We start from the raw sequence: 18,485 nt of genomic DNA, 5'->3' as shown, positions 1-18,485 counted from the left end.
GCTCGACTTGCATGTGTTAGGCCTGCCGCCAGCGTTCAATCTGAGCCATGATCAAACTCTTCAATTTAAGATTTTGTCGGCTCAATGAATACTGAACATTACATAAGTAATGTTTGAATTGACTGTGCTGAATCTTTCGATTCAATGGTCACTTCGTTTCATTGAAACCTAATTTGATACCGCTTTCCATTAAGAAAGAAATATCTAATTGGATTATCATCAACGAGTGCCCACACAGATTGATAGGTTCTTATTTTTAAAGAGCTTTTCTAACACTTTCAGCAACTTAGTTGCTCGTCGTTAGGGGTGCGTATCTTACTTCACACCGTGAGAGAGTCAAGCATTTTTTTCAAATTCTTTTTTCTCTCTTCCCGACTCGCTGTGTGACTTTCGTCTCACTCCGTGTCGGTGGATGCGCAGTATAGGGGGTTGAGAAATTAGCACAAGCGTTTTTTGCAAAAAAACTTTCAACCGCACAAATAACGAGCACCCTGCATAGATACTCAACGATCTTGTCTAATATTTCGGGTTGCAGAGGATCTTTTCATGATGAAACACCTGACTTCTGCATTAAAAGATCGCCTATTTCTTTGTGATTTTGATTGCTGATCTTATCTCTCTTGGTTCTTTTTTCTCTTTCTATCGATATAAAGACGAAAAAAAAGAGCAGAACGATGACGAACTGCTCTTTTGGTCTTTGCTTTTTATTTGGGGTACTTCAGGTGAAGTCTTGGAAAAGTGTTTCTTCTATATATAGAAGAAAAGATCAGAGCATCCTTGCCCTTCTCTTTACGACAGATTAGTTAGGGGTATATCTAAATGTCGTTATTGTTCGATGACGCATTGAGCTCGTAAGAGTGGAGCATGCTTGCATTCCCAATGGCGTCATCTTCGAGAGGAACTTAGTTCTTCAATACTTTTACGGTGTAGCTACCATCTTTTTGTTGGTATAGACCGTGGATGTCGGTTTCGAAACCTGGGTAATGCGCACCGATCTCACAAAGCATCTCTAGGAAGTCCAGCACAGGGCGAGACTCTTGAGTCACCATTTCACCAGGAAGTACTAGTGGCACACCTGGAGGGTAAGGAAGGATCATGTTCGCACTTACGCGGCCAACCATTTCTTCCAGTTTGATTTCTTCTACGTTACCGCGAAGCTCTTCTTGCCATGCTGCGTGTGGTGTTACTTTCATTTCTGGAAGTACATCGAATGCTTTGTACATTAGCTCTGGTAGGTTGTATTTCTTAGTTAGGTCATGAATTGCTTGTGCTAGTTCTTGAACGCGCATGCCTTCATAGAAGCTTGGGTCTTCGTTGTATAGCGAAGGTAGGAAGCTCTTGATGGTTAGGTTCAAGTCGTAGCCACGTTTAAATTCAGTTAGACCGCGTAGCAATTGCATTGCTTTTGATTTGTCGATACCGATTGAGAATAGGAACAACAAGTTGTATGGACCTGTTTTCTCTACCACGATGCCGCGCTCGTCTAGGAATTTAGCCACCAGCGAAGCAGGAATACCTGATTCTTCTAGTTCGCCTTCTTTATTCATCCCAGGAGTCAGTAGCGTTACTTTGATTGGATCAAGATACATGTGATTGTCATCCATGTTCTTGAAGCCGTGCCATGTGTCGCTAGGGTCTAGTTTCCAACATTCTGTGGTATCGATGTTTTCTGGTTGCCATACATCGAAGAACCAGCTGTCGCTTTCTGCTTCTAGACGTTTGATCTCTTTACGGAAGCGGATTGCGCGATCGATAGAGTCTTGCATCAACTTCTTACCAGTGTTGCCGCGCATCATTGCCGCTGCAGTTTCAGTAGAAGCAACAATGCCGTACTGAGGTGAAGTTGAAGTGTGCATCATGAATGCTTCGTTGAAAGATTCTTTATCAAAGTCACCTTTCACGTGAATCATTGAAGCTTGCGAGAACGCAGCCAACAGTTTGTGTGTTGATTGTGTTTCGTAGAACACTTTGCCTGGCATCGCTTCACCACTCATACCACATTTACCTTCGTAAATTGGGTTGAAGTTAGTGTAAGGCACCCAAGCACTGTCGAAGTGGATGTGTTTACAATCTAGCGACTCTTTGATGAATTGTGTGTTGTACAACAAGCCATCGTAAGTTGAGTTAGTCACTACTGCGTAAGTTGGTGCTGTTGCACCTGGTGTTTTCGCCACTTTCTCTGCGATTACATCGCGGCTGAATTCGCTTTGTGGGATACCACCAAGGATGCCGTATGCGTTACGAGTTGGGCGGAAGTAGATTGGTGTCACGTCGCTCATCATCATTAGGTGAGTCAGAGACTTGTGACAGTTACGGTCAATCAGTACTGTGCTGCCTGCAGGCGCTGAGTACATACCAACGATTTTGTTCGATGTAGACGTACCGTTAGTTACGATGTACGAGCTGTCTGCATTGAATGTACGTGCGATGTATTCTTCTGCATCTTTATGTGGACCTGAGTGGTCTAGTAGAGAACCTAGCTCAGGCATTGAGATTGATACGTCCGCTTTAAATGTGTTTGGACCGTAAAAATCGTAGAAGATGCTACCAGCAGGGCTTTTCTGGAATGCAGTACCGCCCATGTGACCTGGAGTACAGAAGGTGTATTTACCTTCTTCTACGTATTTGAATAGCGCTTTAGTGAATGGAGGCATGATGGCATCTTTGTATGCCTCAGTCGCTTGGTTGATTTTGATAGCGATGTCGTCAGCCATACCTAAAGCGTACTCGAAGAAGCTCACGTTTAGACGTAGGTCTGTTAGTGAAATGTCTAGAGTAGACTGTTCGTTAGCAAATGCGTGAACAGGCAGTTTTTCGTTGATTTGGCTGATACGTTCACATAGCTCTAGTGAGTATTTATCCCAGTCGAACAGTACACCGCAAATGCGTGGGTTCATCTCAATCATTTTGATCAAGTCTTTATCATCTACTGGGTAAACCACTTCGTAGCCCGCTTTCTCAAGAGCAGCGTGAAGTTGACGAACTGGCTCTTCTTTAAAGAACACACCCATGTGGTTCAAGATAGCGAATATATTCATTTGGACATCTCCAAGGCGAATGAGGGCGCTCTTTGCCATTTACAGGCAATGAGTAAGGTGAGCGCCGCGTGAATTTGGGTTTTATAGGCTGGCACCTTAGTGGCAGCGTTTTGGGGATTAGTTGCTTGCTTGGGCAGGCATGTCGTCAGCGTGCATTTTCACGTACTGAGCAAGACCTGCTTTTTTGCTGTAGAACATCAAGATAACTAGAGACACGATGAAGGTTGCTGTTAGCGTACCGCCCTCTGCACCTGCTAGTGCGATGAAGCAGAACAGACAAGCCACACCAGAGAACAGCATTACGAAGCCGTTGCGTGTTGTCATACCTTCGAAGCGAATCAAGTTAATGCTTGAGTAGAAGTAAGGCAGCATTGTTAGTAGAACCGCGTCAGTTGTTAGCTGGTTGAATAGGTCTGATGCGTGTGCTGTTTTAGAGCTGAAGAACATCAGTACAACCATCAGCGCAGTCATCTTGATTGACGCAAGGATTAGACCTTTCTTAGGCACACCGTTTTTGTCAGTTTCGCCGTAGATTTTAGGGAAGTTGCCGTCGTTTGCTGCGCGTTTACCTGCTTCACCTACTAGCATCATCCAAGAACCTAGCGAAGTGAAACATGCTAGCGCTGTGAATGCTGATACGAATGGTGCTGTCCAGCTACCGAATAGCTCAGTGGTTGCTAGTGCAAATGGCGCACCTGATGCCGCAACTTCTGACGCTGGGAACATACCGCTGATCATTTGAGTTGATAGGATGTAAATCACACCTGCGATACCAGTACCCAACATAGTTGCTAGAGGTACAGTACGTTTAGGGTTTTCTACCATACCAGTCGATACCGCTGCTGATTCCACACCTACGAATGACCATAGACAGATAAGAACCGCTGTTACTACCGCGTGGCTGTCAGTGCCTGCTGATACGTTCCAGTTTTGGCTGTAAAGCGCAGTATCGAAGTGCGTCCAACCAAATGCAGCTGTACCAACAACTGGGATAAGGATAAGAACTAGACCAAGCGTACATAGACGGCTTACCCAGCTACCACCAAGTAGGTTGACGAAAGTGAAGATCCATACCGATGCAATCGTCGCAATACCTGCTGGGATTGGGTTATTAAGCACAGGGAAGAATACTGAAAGGTAAGAAACACCTGTAATGGCAATAGCCAGGTTACCAATCCAGTTCGCGTGGTAATAAAGAACGCCCGTTTGGAAACCAAATACCGGAGACACTTCGCCAGCATAAGCGATTGGACCACCTTCTTGTGGGTTTTTGGTTGCCAGACGAGCGTAAACAAACGCCAGACTCAGTGCACCGGCCAAACAGATCAGCCAACTGAAGATTGAAACAGAGCCTACAGAGGCAAGACTAGAAGGTAATAGTGCGATACCACTACCCATCATGTTACCGGCTACGACACCCGTACAGGCAATAAGGCCGATTTTTTTCGCATTCGATGACATAACATCTCCAAATCTATTCTACTCGAGTCAACATGACTCAAACTGAATGGTTATTAGCGAGATGCTATGAGGAAGAACCTGCTCGACCTCGCTAAATTTCGAAGTGAAGACTACGCCCAAAAATCGGGAAAAAAATAAACTTGGTGTTATCAATAAAATGATTAGTTCATCAACATCAAGTTGAGATAAACATGATAAACATGATAAACACAAAAATATAAAACCATATTATTCATTTAGTTATAAGAAAAACATCAAACCTTCTACCGATAGATAAACTCTCATCAACTCGTTGGTCATCGCGATAAAAGTTATCAACCTCTATCAACTTCCCCATCCCGAAGGGTTAATTCCCTGAAGTGTTGATTCCATAAATCTCTCCCTGATCGCGCTTTTTGACCCACATCAATATTCATCTCGCCTGCAAGAAAGCATCAAAATCATTCTCGCCACATAACTCAGCCAGACACTTCATACAATCAATAGAGATAGAGATAGAGATAGAGATAGAGATAGAGATAGAGATAGAGAAGCAAAGCGGGTATGTATTCCCGTTGCAAGCTTGCGTTGTTAGCTCCTTCGTAAGTCATTGCCCCACCGCCTCACCCTTTTCACTTTTCGACAGCGACAAAAAAGCCCCTCACCGAAATGAGGGGCTAGCATTAGACTGACGTTGAGTCCGAGAGAATTAAAGCATTCGAACGACAGAAGGGTGAACGGCGCGATACATGGCGTAATCAATCGCCTTCATGTTACTTGGGAAGACCAAGTTTTCGCACAGCAGGTACGTCTCAACCGACGTATCAATATAGAAAGCTTCACTGTAAGACTCACTGGCTAAATCCAGATCACCATCCAATTCGGCGTGCTTACCGCGAATCACATAGGAAAGCACTGAATCACGTAACCTCAATGCCTGTCCGAGATGCCGCTTGGCTAACGCCATGTCACCAATGATGGTTTCGTGCAGTGCTAAAGCTTCATAAATTCGCGGTTGAATTGGCCCCACCATCATTTTCACATTAGTCTCTAGTGCTTCACTGAGCTGCTGCATTCGCCCTTTCTTCAACTCCTGTGAGAAATCAAGAGCCTTTTGTACATGGTAAGCAATCAACAACTCAGCTTGAACGTAAGCATTATCCGGCTCGATTTCTAAAATGTTTTCCATCAAGTCGATACCTTGGCGGAATTGTTTAGTATCAGAGACATTAAGGTAATGGTTAGCCTGAACAAACAACTCCAACGCGTCGGGATTCATTGGCATTCCCGCCACCAGCATCGTAGATTTCAATTTGGCATCCGATACTTTCAGCACTTGCATCAAATCCAACGATGCTTGTTGAAGCACTGTCTTTAAATGACTACTGGTTAACGCGTATTGACGACTAAACAACACTTTTTCAGATGAGTTATTGCGATATTCCACCTCTAAAAAGCTGCCACCGTCATTCTCACGAACTCTCACCACAACCGATTTACCAGGCACAATGCCAGAAGTAAACGACGCCTTCTTTAGCATGACTCGGTAATCACTGACTTGAGCAATGTCGGACATCAACTTTTGGGCGAATCCGTCTGCCAAATCGTAGCTTAACCCTTCATTCGTAAAATTATCTTGAAACTTGAACTCAATAAGATGGGTATCGATGGCTTGGGTAATACGCACTTCCGACTGCTTGTAGGTAAACACGCCCATCACTACGACCAACATACTGATCCAGATGAAGTTCATAATTCCCAATAGCCAAGGACTGATTTTGTTTTTGCTCTGAGGGGCTTTTTTCTCTTTTGACATCTCGCAGACCGCGCGAGTTAGAGGACCGGCAGGAAAGGTAACGGCTGGTGCTATAGGTAGACAATCCTCTTCCGATTCTTCAACCGAAGGTGGGATCTCTTCATTTTGCCGACTTGTGACAAACTCTTCATACGTCATAGTAACCACGTTCGCTACCAGCTTATAGCCACGTTTGGGCACCGTGATAACGTAGTTGGTATTTTCCTCTCGACCGTCACGTAGTAGCTTACGCAACTCAAAGATGGATTGAGTCACCACTTGATCAGTCACAATCGCTCCAGCCCAAACGTACTGAATCAATTCCTCGCGGTTGAACACCTCATTCGCATGCTCCGCTAAGAAGTGCAAAAGATTAATTAAGCGTGGCTCAACAGTAACTTCCCTATCTTGTCGATACAGCTTATTTTCATCAACGCTCAAAACCCAGTCATTGATTTGAAAATAGACTCCAACCATGTATGAAAACTCTCGTATCTACAGACAGCGTTACGGTAGGAATCAGACAATGGTCGATTCCTACAAGTAACTAAAGGCAAGATTATAGGTGGGAAAGCAGCGTGTACCTAGAAAAGCAAGTCGCCAAAAATGCAAACTTAAGTTAAGTGATTCAAGAATGAGACTACTCAAGTGCTGCAAGGATAGAGCAATGTGTGGCGTCATCGTCTGTATGACCACAACAAGCATCATTAATCTTCTTTAACGCTCGGCGAATTTTCGTCAGCTCGTTAATTTTCCCATCAATCAGCTCTAACTTAGCAGAAGTAATGGCTTTTACCTCTGCACAGCTGTGTTCTGTCGCTTCTAACTTAATTTCTAACAGGTCTTTAATTTCATCCAGACTCAAGCCAAGATCTTTACCTTTGAGGATAAAGTGCACCTGCTTTTGATTCTCTTCATCATACAAGCGGTAGCCTGACTCACTTCGCCCTGCGGGTTTTATTAGCGCGTTTTTCTCGTAGAAACGCAATGTATCGGCAGTCACACCACAACGTTTTGCCAGTTCACCTATCTGAAACATAACTTTCCCTATTAACTATCTCGTTACTTTTAAAGCTAAAGAACGACTTTTTTGCAATTATTTTTGAGATGCCAAACGATTGCGCGAGATTTTTTGTAATAAATTGGTTAGAATACGCGCCATCAAATGTGGAGACTGTTTTCTAATCAGAAAACACCCTGCAAAGGTCTTTACCAAAACTGGCCAATATTTTACCCCAAGAGGTAAAAACAAGTTCATTTTTGGCAAACATCTTTAACTCCGTGAATTTGAGGAAAATGGAAGCATGAATAACGCTCGTCCTATTCGCCGTGCGCTTATCAGCGTATCAGACAAAACAGGTATTGTTGAGTTTGCGCAAGCTCTTGCTGAGCGCGGTGTCGATATCCTATCTACTGGTGGTACAGCTCGCCTACTTGCCGAACAAGGCATCGCCGTAACCGAAGTCTCTGACTACACTGGTTTCCCAGAAATGATGGACGGCCGCGTTAAAACGCTTCACCCAAAAGTTCACGGTGGTGTGCTTGGTCGTCGTGGCCAAGATGATGACGTGATGGAAAAGCACGGCATCAACCCTATCGATATGGTTGTCGTAAACCTATACCCATTCGCAGAAACCGTTGCCAAAGAAGGCTGTACACTGGCCGACGCGGTTGAAAACATCGATATCGGCGGCCCAACAATGGTTCGTTCTGCAGCGAAAAACCACAAAGACGTGACTATCGTTGTTAACGCAGGTGATTACGGCCGCGTAATTGCAGAGATGGACGCAAACGACAAATCTCTCACTCTCGAAACTCGTTTCGACCTAGCTATCGCAGCATTCGAACACACGGCTTCTTACGACGGCATGATCGCAAACTACTTCGGCACTATGGTTCCATCTTACGGTGAGAACAAAGAAGGTGATGAAGAGTCTAAATTCCCACGTACTTTCAACCAGCAATTCGAGAAGAAGCAAGACATGCGCTACGGTGAGAACAGCCACCAAGCAGCCGCATTCTACGTTGAAGCAAACCCACAAGAAGCATCTGTTTCTACTACTCGCCAAATCCAAGGTAAAGCCCTCTCTTACAACAACATCGCAGACACTGACGCAGCACTTGAATGTGTGAAAGAGTTCAACGAGCCAGCATGTGTGATCGTAAAACACGCAAACCCATGTGGTGTAGCTCTAGGTAAAGACATTCTAGAAGCGTACAACCGCGCTTACCAAACTGACCCAACATCTGCATTCGGCGGCATCATTGCATTCAACCAAGAGCTAGATGCTGAAACAGCAGCCGCTATTGTTGAGCGTCAATTCGTTGAAGTGATCATCGCACCTTCAGTTTCTGCTGAAGCGATTGAAGTGGTTGCAGCGAAGAAAAACGTGCGTCTACTTGAGTGTGGCAAATGGACAACTAAGACAACTGGCTTTGACGTGAAACGCGTGAATGGCGGTCTACTGGTTCAAGACCGTGACCAAGGCATGGTAAGCCTAGACGACCTAAAAGTGGTTTCTAAGCGCCAGCCAACAGAAGAAGAGCTGAAAGATGCACTGTTCTGCTGGAAAGTAGCGAAATACGTGAAATCTAACGCGATCGTTTACTCGAAAGGCGACATGACTATCGGTGTAGGCGCTGGCCAAATGAGCCGCGTTTACTCTGCGAAAATCGCAGGCATCAAAGCTGCAGACGAAGGTCTACAGGTTGAAGGTTGTGTAATGGCATCAGATGCATTCTTCCCATTTCGTGACGGTATCGACGCGGCTGCAGAAGCAGGCATCAAGTGTGTTATCCAACCTGGTGGTTCTATGCGTGATGACGAAGTTATCGCAGCAGCAGACGAACACGGCATGGCGATGATCTTTACCGGTATGCGTCACTTCCGCCACTAATCCTCTCGTCTTCACTGGGACGATAACTGCGTTGACGGCGTTCACTTATCCTAATCACATAGCATACTATGCTCATAGGAATAAGTTCACTTGTCGCCTTGTCCTCGTCCCATTGAATTAGAGAGGCCATACTCAGGTCTTTGCGAAATATCTGAGTTTGAGCAAACGGTATTTATAAGATTAAGGATTTTCATATGCGAGTTTTAATCATTGGTTCAGGCGGTCGTGAACATGCGCTAGGCTGGAAAGCAGCGCAAAACCCAAATGTTGAGACTATCTTCGTTGCACCAGGCAACGCAGGTACAGCACTAGAGCCAAAACTAGAGAACGTAAACATCGATGTAGAAGACATCGCTGGCCTTGTTGCTTTCGCCAAAGAGAAGGCGATTGAACTGACTATCGTTGGCCCAGAAGCACCATTGGTTATTGGTGTGGTTGATGCTTTCCGCGAAGCAGGTTTGCCAATATTCGGCCCGACCCAAGCCGCAGCGCAGCTTGAAGGCTCTAAAGCGTTTACCAAAGACTTCCTTGCTCGTCACCAAATTCCAACGGGTGCCTACGCGAATTTCACTGAAATCGAGCCTGCACTGGCTTACGTGCGTGAGCAAGGTGCACCGATCGTGGTGAAAGCCGACGGCCTTGCAGCTGGTAAAGGCGTGATTGTGGCAATGACGCTAGAAGAAGCTGAGGACGCAATCAAAGACATGCTAGCAGGCAACGCATTTGGTGATGCTGGTAGTCGTGTCGTTATCGAAGAGTTCCTAGATGGTGAAGAAGCAAGCTTCATCGTGATGGTGGATGGTGAGAACGTTCTGCCAATGGCCACCAGCCAAGACCACAAACGCGTAGGCGACAAAGATACTGGTCCTAACACCGGTGGCATGGGAGCATACTCTCCAGCTCCAGTGGTGACACAAGAAATCCACAACCGCATCATGGAAGAAGTGATTTACCCAACCGTACGTGGCATGGCCGCTGAAGGTAACCCTTACACTGGTTTCCTATACGCGGGTCTTATGATCGACAAAGACGGCACTCCGAAAGTGATCGAGTACAACTGCCGCTTCGGTGATCCTGAGACACAACCTATCATGATGCGCATGGAATCAGATCTTGTTGATCTGTGCCTAGCGGCAATCGACGAGAAACTGGATCAAGCGGAATCGAAGTGGGATCCACGAGCATCGATTGGTATCGTGCTAGCAGCCGGTGGTTATCCAGCAGCGTACAACAAAGGCGACGTTATTTCGGGTCTGCCACAAGTTGAAATTGAAGGCGAGAAAGTCTTCCATGCTGGTACAGGTAACAAAGATGGCGACATCGTGACAAACGGTGGTCGTGTTCTTTGTGCAACCGCACTTGGCAACAGCGTATCAGAAGCGCAGCAGCGTGCTTACGAGCTTGCAAAACAGATCAGTTGGGATGGCATGTTCCATCGCAACGACATCGGCTACCGTGCAATTGCACGTGAGCAAGAAAAATAAAAACAACATAAGTTGGCTCAAAAAACAAAAGGCGCACTCAGCGCCTTTTTTATTGTTCTTGTTCGACAGAATGCGAAGCAATGTTTATTCAGAGATCAACTTTGGCCGAGAAACACAATCAAAGTCATCGTCATTGAGCATCAACAGTTCATCGACCATTGCTTTGTTTCGTGACTGCTTGCCGACAAAAGCCACATAACTGTCTACCGATGAGAGACGCTCGATAATAAATTTTGGCAGCGTCTGATTAAACTCGAGTGTCGAGAACACCTTACCTTTGCAGGTTTCAAACGATTGACCATTCCAATAACCTTGAATAAGGCTCTGATTGTTACGAGACTGCGCCTTAACCGATGCCACTACGTCATTCGCTTCTGCTTTGTAGCGCTCTAATTGGTCATGCTGGAGTGGTAAGACTTTACGGTTAACACGATATTGTTGGTAAACCGCTTCGCCATCTTTATTGAAACGGATGTGGATTTGAAAAGGCACCAACTCTTGTTTGGTATCAACTTGCTCGCCTTTTCGAATCAACTCTCGCAACTCACCTTCATCCCAGCGATAATCACTCTGGAACCAACCATTTTCCCCCATAGTCACATAATCAGCCGCCGTACTCACACGAGTGAGTTTCTCTGTCATCCAGTACAAGCTGCTAGCATCTCCCGCAACTTTACCACCAGAAAAATGCGTGAATTGTTCTAAATTAGGAGTTTCAACCGATGAACAGCCAAAAAGGGTAAGGCTAGATAGGAGAAGTGAAGTGAGTAGATGTTTTTTCATGAAATTGCACCGAGGCAGGATACCTCGGTGCATTCTAACTTAGTTTACTGATTCTTTCAGCGCTTTACCTGCTACGAATGCTGGTACGTTAGCTGCTGCGATTTGAATCTCGTCACCAGTCTTAGGGTTACGACCAGTACGTGCAGCGCGGTGGTTTACTTTGAATGTACCAAAACCAATTAGTTGAACTTGGTCACCCTCTTTAAGTGCGCCAGTTACACCATCAAGAGTCGCTTCAAGAGCAGCTTTTGCTTGTGCTTTTGATAGGTCTGCTTTCTCTGCGATAAAGTCGATTAATTGGGTCTTGTTCATTAGGTTTCCCTTCTCATAGGTTATCGAATTCGTCTCACTCTAAAACATAAATGCCCCATCTGGCAAAGGTTTGTAAGCGATCTTTCGATTTTCTGACGTACTTTTAGCCATAATATGAGTAATAACTCACAATTTGTTACCACATACCCCCTGAAAACCCTTGCTTTCCAAGGTATTTGGACCAATTTATAAGTCACTTTTGCGGTTATAATAGCTGCAAATAACCACTATCAAACTACATTCAAGGGCAACTATGCTGCTGTTATCCATTTATATCTCTATTGCAATCGGCATTTCGTTTATCTGTTCGGTGCTGGAGGCGGTACTGCTGAGTATCAGTCCGAGCTACATTGCGCAGCTCAATCAACAGGGGCATCCCGCAGCTGGACAATTGGCTAAGCTGAAATCAGATATCGACCGACCACTGGCATCTATTCTGACTTTAAACACCATCGCTCACACTATCGGCGCGGCCACTGCTGGTGCACAAGCTGCAGTTGTATTTGGTAGCGAAGCATTAGGTATCTTTTCGGCAGTGCTGACATTGGCGATCTTAGTGCTTTCAGAAATCGTACCGAAGACGATTGGCGCGACCTACTGGCGTCAGTTGGCACCCACTGCCGCGGTCGCATTGCGTTGGATGGTATGGGCTCTTACACCCTTTGTTTGGTTCTCAGAGCAAATCACCAAGCGTCTTGCTCGTAACCACGAAGCTCCGAAGATGCGTGATGAGCTGTCTGCAATGGCGATTCTGGCACGTGAAAGCGGTGAGTTTGCCGAGGGTGAATCAAAAATCTTAAGCAACTTGCTTGGCATCCAAGATGTACCCGTAACGCAGGTTATGACGCCACGACCAGTAGTATTCCGTGTCGATGCCACAATGACCATCAATGAGTTCCTAGAAAAACACAAAGATACGCCTTTCTCACGCCCATTGGTTTACAGCGAGCAGAAAGATAACATCATAGGTTTTGTGCATCGCCTTGAGTTGTTCAAACTACAACAATCAGGTTGTGGACAGAAACAGTTGGGAGCAATCATGCGCCCAATTCAAGTGGTGCTAAACAATACCACTTTACCTAAAGTATTCGACCAGATGATGACTCATCGCTTACAGCTGGCACTTGTTGTTGATGAATACGGTACCGTGCTAGGTTTGGTAACGTTGGAAGATATTTTTGAACACCTCGTAGGCGAGGAGATCATCGACGAAGCAGATAAAAGCACTGACATGCAGGAGCTGGCTTACCAACGCTGGGAAAGCTGGAAAGAAATGCACGGCGTAATCGAAAGCCGCGATGACGATGAAGAAGATAATGAGCCGGAGAAGCAGGATAAAGAGCCAGAAGCTCAAGAGCCACCGAAACCCGACTCGAAAGAATCGTAATCAGCATTAGGTATAACAGCTTAAACGCACAAAAAAAGGCATCCAGTTAGGATGCCTTTTTCTATTTATTCAACGATTAAAGTGCAATACCGATGTTGCTCACACCTTCTTCACGTAGCTCTTCACGCAAATCTTTAATCAAGCTGATGTCACGTTCTACCGCTTCACGCAGCGGACGGAAGATAGCCCACTGGACGTCCCACTCTTCACATACGGCTTCGTTTTCTTTCTGGTTGTCGTTAGTGATTGGCTCTGCGCCTTGTGCTTGCTCTAGATCAGCAACGGTTTGTACCGACTGTTGACTCACTTTAAGCATTGAATCGAAAAGGTAGTCGCGGTCCAATAGACCATGCAGTAACGTAGACAAACCCTGACACGCGTCCATCGCTGGGTAAACGCCGTAAAAATCGAACTCATCCGCACTTGGGAACAACTCTTCTAACTTCTCCAATTGACGTTCGAAGTTAATTTTCGCGTTCTTAACTGTCAAAATTTCCCATACACTATCAAGAATCGCTCGGTAAGCACGCGGGTCAGCAAATTCTGTATTCTCACAAAACATCGCATAGTTTGGATACATGCGTTCACACAGACACGCCATAAAGGTAATTTGTTGCCAAGGTTCTAGTTTTTCTAAACGAACCTGAAGAGGATTCTTAAGCATAGTCACTCAATCATTGAAGAAAAAAACAGCGAAAGTGTACTTGATTCATCACAGGGAAAAAAGTTAATGCCGCATTCAAATCAGATTTTCCTGCTCTCAGAGCATCGCGACACCTACAAAACGTTACTGGCAGAGAAAAATCTGCCCGATCTTTGTCTCACCGACCAACCAGAAGCCGCTCAGATCGTACTAGCGGATCCACCCTTACTATCACAAAGCTTAGACGAGTTTTCACAGCTTGAATGGGTACAATCCACGTTTGCTGGTGTCAACGCCTTAACATCCCCTAGCCTTCGTCAGGACTATACTCTAACTAACGTTCGAGGCATCTTTGGTCCACTGATTGCTGAATATGTTTTGGGTTACAGTATTGCCCATTACCGCCACTTTGCCCGATACCACCAGCAACAACAAAACAAACAATGGCAGCCTCACCTATACACGTCATTACAAAGTAAAACCATGGTAATTCTTGGTACCGGTAGCATTGGGGGCTATCTGGGCAACGCCGCTAAAGCAATGGGGATAAAAACTATCGGTATTAACCGCACAGGTATCCCGACTTCAGGCGGCGAGTTTCATCAGACCTTTCATATCAATGAACTAAGTAAGGCATTTGAGCAAGCCGACATCGTTGTGAATACTCTACCAAGTACACCTGAGACGCGACAGTTACTTAATCGTCAAACGCTCAGCCAACTAAATCAGGCGTTATTATTTAACGTAGGTCGTGGCGACGTACTGGATGAGACAGGGTTGCTCTTCGCTCTGAAAAACCGTTGGGTAGAACACGCCTTCTTAGATGTGTTTGAGCAAGAGCCGTTGTCGGTAGAGCATCCATTTTGGAAACTACCGCAAGTCACCATCACTCCACACATTGCTGCGCTGAGTTTTCCCGAGCAAGTCATCGAGATTTTTGCTGACAACTATCTACGCTGGCGCGATGGGTTTTCATTAAATTATCAAGTGGATTTCGAAAAGGGTTACTGAGAATGTCGTTAGACGAGCTATTGCAACAAGTGAGGGCCTGCCAGATATGCGCGGATAATTTACCTTTGGGCGCAAACCCTGTCGTACAAGCCGCAAAAGGGGCACGCATCCTAATCATCGGTCAGGCCCCTGGCACACGTGTACACAAAACCTCGATACCTTGGAATGACCCAAGTGGTGATCGATTACGCCAATGGCTCGATATCGACAAAGACGTTTTCTACGACCCAAATAAAATTGCCATTGTCCCAATGGGATTCTGTTATCCAGGCAAAGGGAACTCTGGGGATTTACCGCCTCGTAAAGAATGTGCGCCCACTTGGCATAAAAAGATTCTTGAGCAGCTGCCCAATATAGAGCTCACTCTACTAATTGGTCAGTACTCGCAGCAGTACTATCTCACCAACAAACCAAAGACGCTCACACAAACCGTTCAGCAATGGCAAGATTGGGAACCAGACTTTATCCCTCTCCCTCACCCATCTCCACGCAATACATTGTGGTTAAAGAAGAACCCTTGGTTTGAATCTGACGTCGTGCCATACCTTAAAAAACGCGTTCACTCGATGCTTTAGGTTACCCATGATCTAATTGCTTGTTTATCTGTACAAGAAAATTAGAACATAAAAGCAGAAATCATAAGTATTTGTTTATATTAAACTTTAATATCTAGTGTACAGCTAGAGTAGTAATTAGATCATGGTAGGCCAAATACTACTAGAGCTGTACAGCCTTGAGTCTCAGATAGGAAAAATGAATTTTAGGCAAAAAAATACCGGCACTGAATGCCGGCATTTGATTTCAAAAGATCTAACTTACTTGTGGTATGGCTTAGATAGCTCGTGTACCGCTTCCACAAATACGCCCGCGTTTTCTGGCGGCACATCCAAATGGATACCGTGACCTAGGTTGAACACATGACCAGTACCTGCATCACCAAAACCTTCTAGAATACCCGCGACTTCTTCACGGATACGCTCTGGTGAAGCGTAAAGCATTGATGGGTCCATGTTACCTTGCAGAGCCACTTTATCACCGATACGTGCTTTCGCGTCTGCAATGTTGATTGTCCAGTCTAGACCAACCGCATCACAGCCCGTTGCTGCGATTTGCTCAAGCCACATGCCGCCATTCTTAGTAAACAGTGTGACTGGCACGCGACGACCGTCGTTTTCACGAATCAGACCATCTACAATCTTGTGCATGTATTGCAGTGAGAACAGATTGTAATCACGAGGCGTTAGTACGCCACCCCATGTGTCAAATACCATTACCGATTGCGCACCCGCTTTAATTTGCGCGTTTAAGTACTCGATAACGCTGTCTGCCAGCTTATCTAGAAGTAGGTGCAGAGTTTGTGGTTCCGCGTACATCATCTTCTTGATCTTGGTAAACGCTTTAGAGCTACCACCTTCGATCATATACGTCGCAAGAGTCCAAGGACTACCAGAAAAACCAATCAGCGGCACTTCACCCTTCAGGTCTTTACGGATCTGGCGTACTGCGTTCATTACGTATTGCAGTTCACCTTCAGGATCTGGCAAACCAATTTTTTCCACGTCGGCTTTGCATGTAATTGGGTTATCAAAAACAGGTCCTTCACCCGCAGCAAAACGCAAACCAAGCCCCATTGCATCTGGAATCGTTAAGATGTCCGAGAATAAGATCGCGGCATCAAGAGGAAAACGGCGTAATGGTTGAAGTGTCACTTCGGATGCTAATTCTGCATTTCGACACAAAGACATGAAATCACCCGCTTCTGCACGAGTCGCTTTGTATTCTGGTAGGTAACGACCTGCCTGGCGCATCATCCATACTGGCGTGTAATCTACCGGCTCTTTTAAAAGCGCACGCAGATAACGATCATTTTTTAATTCAGTCATTCCGTAATTCCAACTGTTAGGCTTTCTGTGAAAGGGGGTATTCTATCACTGATTTAAGTCCAATAGCTGTGTGCTTTGCAACCTGGATCAAGTTATTAACTTTTAAATCAATGCTTAATTTGCACCCAATCGGTATCAGTGTTAAAAATTTGTTCGCTAGCGAAAACTACAATTATAAACTGAGTACTTAGTACTCAGCATCTCATAACGACATCTTACTTACCCCCTCCCTCTCGGAGGGTTTTTTTTATCTATTTATCAGATAATTAGTGTCTATATCTTTCAGCGTCTGCTCGATAAGTGCTCTTGCAATCGTTCCTTTAGGCGCAACAGGCGGCATCTCGTCGATACCAAACCATTGTGCATCAGACAGCTCAGTGTAGTCTGGACTTAACTCTCCCGATTCATAGTCAGCTAAAAACCCCATCATCATACTGGATGGGAAAGCCCAAGGCTGGCTGCCAAAGTAACGAATATTTTTAACGAGAATTCCCGTTTCTTCATGAATTTCTCGAGCCACGCACTCTTCTAAGGTCTCACCGACTTCAAGAAAACCCGCAATAACCGTATACATACCATTTCGATGCCTTGGATGTTGGGCTAATAAAATCTGATTTTCTTTACGTACAGCAACGATAATACACGGAAATATTCTAGGATAATGAAGGGTGCGACATTCACCACACTGCATGGCTAACTGGTTATTATTAAGAAAGTTCCTTCCTCCGCACTGTGGACAAAAGCGCAAACTTTGCGTCATGTGCCCATATTGCACAGCTTTACTTAACAACATAAATAATGGCTCAGGAAAATGCAGGCAGTCACGCAGGGATACTAAGGGTAGATCATGCTCTAAATCGGCCAAGTTAAGCCACAAGACGGGCGAACCAGAATACTCACCAATGGGTCTTGCACTCGTTACTGGCAGTGATAACTGCTCTGCAGACCCGAAGGGCACAGCACCATCCACCAGCCAAATTTCACTTCCTGCAACAACACACCAGTATGCATTTATCGCGCGGTTAACATCACCTTTTCTTAACATTACACCATCCCTTTGCTTGAAGTTCGTTCATTTTACTGGCAATCTAATTTCATACTAGAGTTTATCGTTAAGTAAATGTGCACTCTAAATTCTAGTAAGGACAAGAGTTTGTAATAACTTTACTAACTTTGCTTTGCAAAGGATACGTTCGCCGATGGGCGATCAGATCATGAGGGCATGGTCATGCTAAGAAAATTCAAACAAACACAAGACCAGTGGGGTGGCTCAAGTGATGTCATTGATCACTGGTTAGAGACACGACAATCCCTGATTGTTGAATATTGTAAGCTTGCAGCGCTGCAACCTTGTTCGAAAACCAATGTTATTGAACTCCCATCTCCTTCCGAACTGCAGGATTTCTGTCAGCACCTCGTTGATTACATCTCCGAAGGCCACTTTAAAATTTATGACATGGTTATGGACCGTTGGAAAGCAACCGGCTTTGTCGTGACTAATGAGATCAATCAAACCTATGGTCAAATTGTTCTAACGACTGAACCATTATTGAACTTTAACGATAAGTACTCAGAAGTGACTGAAGATGATGAATTAAATGATTTCGATTCTGATATGTGTCTCATTGGGGAAATTCTTGAGACTCGCTTTGAAGTCGAGGACTATTTGATACAGCAAATCGCAGAAAGCCTGTCTATGCCACCTGGAGCTTAGTATTTGCAAACATTCAGAAATAGAGTGAGAGAAAAGACTGACGATCATCGTCGGTCTTTTTTGTTTCTAGCTTTATCGAAAATCCCACCGGAAGAACA

General features: G+C 45.1%; 15 protein-coding genes and 1 rRNA gene. 6 read left to right on the top strand and 10 right to left on the bottom strand.

Annotated features, from left to right (window positions below):
• The 5 genes from R7Z50_RS23190 to zntR all read right to left on the bottom strand — a co-directional run.
• A 16S ribosomal RNA gene (locus R7Z50_RS23190) occupies positions 1-67 on the bottom strand; the annotation flags it as partial.
• A gap of 835 nt (positions 68-902) precedes the next feature.
• Positions 903-3,038 carry a lysine decarboxylase CadA gene (locus R7Z50_RS23185; protein ID WP_005451159.1) on the bottom strand — a complete coding sequence of 712 codons (2,136 nt, stop codon included), beginning with the start codon at positions 3,036-3,038 and terminating at the stop codon, positions 903-905.
• A 117-nt stretch (positions 3,039-3,155) separates the two neighbouring features.
• Positions 3,156-4,499 carry a cadaverine/lysine antiporter gene (gene cadB, locus R7Z50_RS23180; protein WP_206971065.1) on the bottom strand — a complete coding sequence of 448 codons (1,344 nt, stop codon included), beginning with the start codon at positions 4,497-4,499 and terminating at the stop codon, positions 3,156-3,158.
• A gap of 688 nt (positions 4,500-5,187) precedes the next feature.
• Positions 5,188-6,750 carry a lysine decarboxylation/transport transcriptional activator CadC gene (gene cadC, locus R7Z50_RS23175; RefSeq protein WP_262644623.1) on the bottom strand — a complete coding sequence of 521 codons (1,563 nt, stop codon included), beginning with the start codon at positions 6,748-6,750 and terminating at the stop codon, positions 5,188-5,190.
• A gap of 163 nt (positions 6,751-6,913) precedes the next feature.
• Complete coding sequence (gene zntR / locus R7Z50_RS23170) at positions 6,914-7,312, bottom strand: Zn(2+)-responsive transcriptional regulator (RefSeq protein WP_005382529.1); 399 nt, start codon at positions 7,310-7,312, stop codon at positions 6,914-6,916.
• A gap of 265 nt (positions 7,313-7,577) precedes the next feature.
• Between zntR and purH the strand changes: the two genes are divergently transcribed.
• Together purH and purD are read left to right on the top strand one after the other, a co-directional pair.
• Complete coding sequence (gene purH / locus R7Z50_RS23165; protein WP_318149275.1) at positions 7,578-9,170, top strand: bifunctional phosphoribosylaminoimidazolecarboxamide formyltransferase/IMP cyclohydrolase; 1,593 nt, start codon at positions 7,578-7,580, stop codon at positions 9,168-9,170.
• A 194-nt stretch (positions 9,171-9,364) separates the two neighbouring features.
• Positions 9,365-10,654, top strand: a complete 1,290-nt coding sequence (gene purD / locus R7Z50_RS23160) for a phosphoribosylamine--glycine ligase (RefSeq protein WP_047102533.1) — start codon at positions 9,365-9,367, stop codon at positions 10,652-10,654.
• An 84-nt stretch (positions 10,655-10,738) separates the two neighbouring features.
• Here purD and R7Z50_RS23155 read toward each other — a convergent pair whose 3' ends face one another.
• Entirely contained in the window at positions 10,739-11,437 is a 699-nt protein-coding gene (locus tag R7Z50_RS23155; RefSeq protein WP_213904160.1) for a DUF1481 domain-containing protein, read from the bottom strand.
• A 39-nt stretch (positions 11,438-11,476) separates the two neighbouring features.
• Positions 11,477-11,749, bottom strand: coding sequence for a nucleoid-associated protein HU-alpha (hupA, locus tag R7Z50_RS23150; protein ID WP_005382524.1), 273 nt, complete (start codon positions 11,747-11,749; stop codon positions 11,477-11,479).
• 253 nt (positions 11,750-12,002) lie between these two features.
• Between hupA and R7Z50_RS23145 the strand changes: the two genes are divergently transcribed.
• On the top strand, positions 12,003-13,136 hold the full coding sequence (locus R7Z50_RS23145; RefSeq protein WP_005382522.1) for a hemolysin family protein: 1,134 nt from the start codon (positions 12,003-12,005) through the stop codon (positions 13,134-13,136).
• 76 nt (positions 13,137-13,212) lie between these two features.
• Here R7Z50_RS23145 and R7Z50_RS23140 read toward each other — a convergent pair whose 3' ends face one another.
• On the bottom strand, positions 13,213-13,800 hold the full coding sequence (locus R7Z50_RS23140; RefSeq protein ID WP_005382520.1) for a YjaG family protein: 588 nt from the start codon (positions 13,798-13,800) through the stop codon (positions 13,213-13,215).
• A 66-nt stretch (positions 13,801-13,866) separates the two neighbouring features.
• Between R7Z50_RS23140 and R7Z50_RS23135 the strand changes: the two genes are divergently transcribed.
• Positions 13,867-14,790, top strand: a complete 924-nt coding sequence (locus R7Z50_RS23135; protein ID WP_047102536.1) for a D-2-hydroxyacid dehydrogenase — start codon at positions 13,867-13,869, stop codon at positions 14,788-14,790.
• Positions 14,791-14,792: 2 nt separating this feature from the next.
• On the top strand, positions 14,793-15,365 hold the full coding sequence (locus tag R7Z50_RS23130; protein ID WP_005382518.1) for a uracil-DNA glycosylase family protein: 573 nt from the start codon (positions 14,793-14,795) through the stop codon (positions 15,363-15,365).
• Positions 15,366-15,605: 240 nt separating this feature from the next.
• On the opposite strand, the gene hemE is transcribed toward R7Z50_RS23130, so the two are convergent.
• Positions 15,606-16,673: a uroporphyrinogen decarboxylase gene (gene hemE, locus R7Z50_RS23125; protein ID WP_005384692.1), complete on the bottom strand. Its 1,068-nt coding sequence runs from the start codon at positions 16,671-16,673 to the stop codon at positions 15,606-15,608.
• 247 nt (positions 16,674-16,920) lie between these two features.
• On the bottom strand, positions 16,921-17,718 hold the full coding sequence (nudC, locus tag R7Z50_RS23120; protein ID WP_053350803.1) for an NAD(+) diphosphatase: 798 nt from the start codon (positions 17,716-17,718) through the stop codon (positions 16,921-16,923).
• Positions 17,719-17,895: 177 nt separating this feature from the next.
• Between nudC and R7Z50_RS23115 the strand changes: the two genes are divergently transcribed.
• Positions 17,896-18,387, top strand: a complete 492-nt coding sequence (locus tag R7Z50_RS23115; protein WP_005382515.1) for an Rsd/AlgQ family anti-sigma factor — start codon at positions 17,896-17,898, stop codon at positions 18,385-18,387.
• Positions 18,388-18,485: the final 98 nt, after the last annotated feature.

Source organism: Vibrio sp. 1249-1, from assembly GCF_033340495.1.
This window is presented reverse-complemented; position numbering and strand designations above follow the sequence as displayed.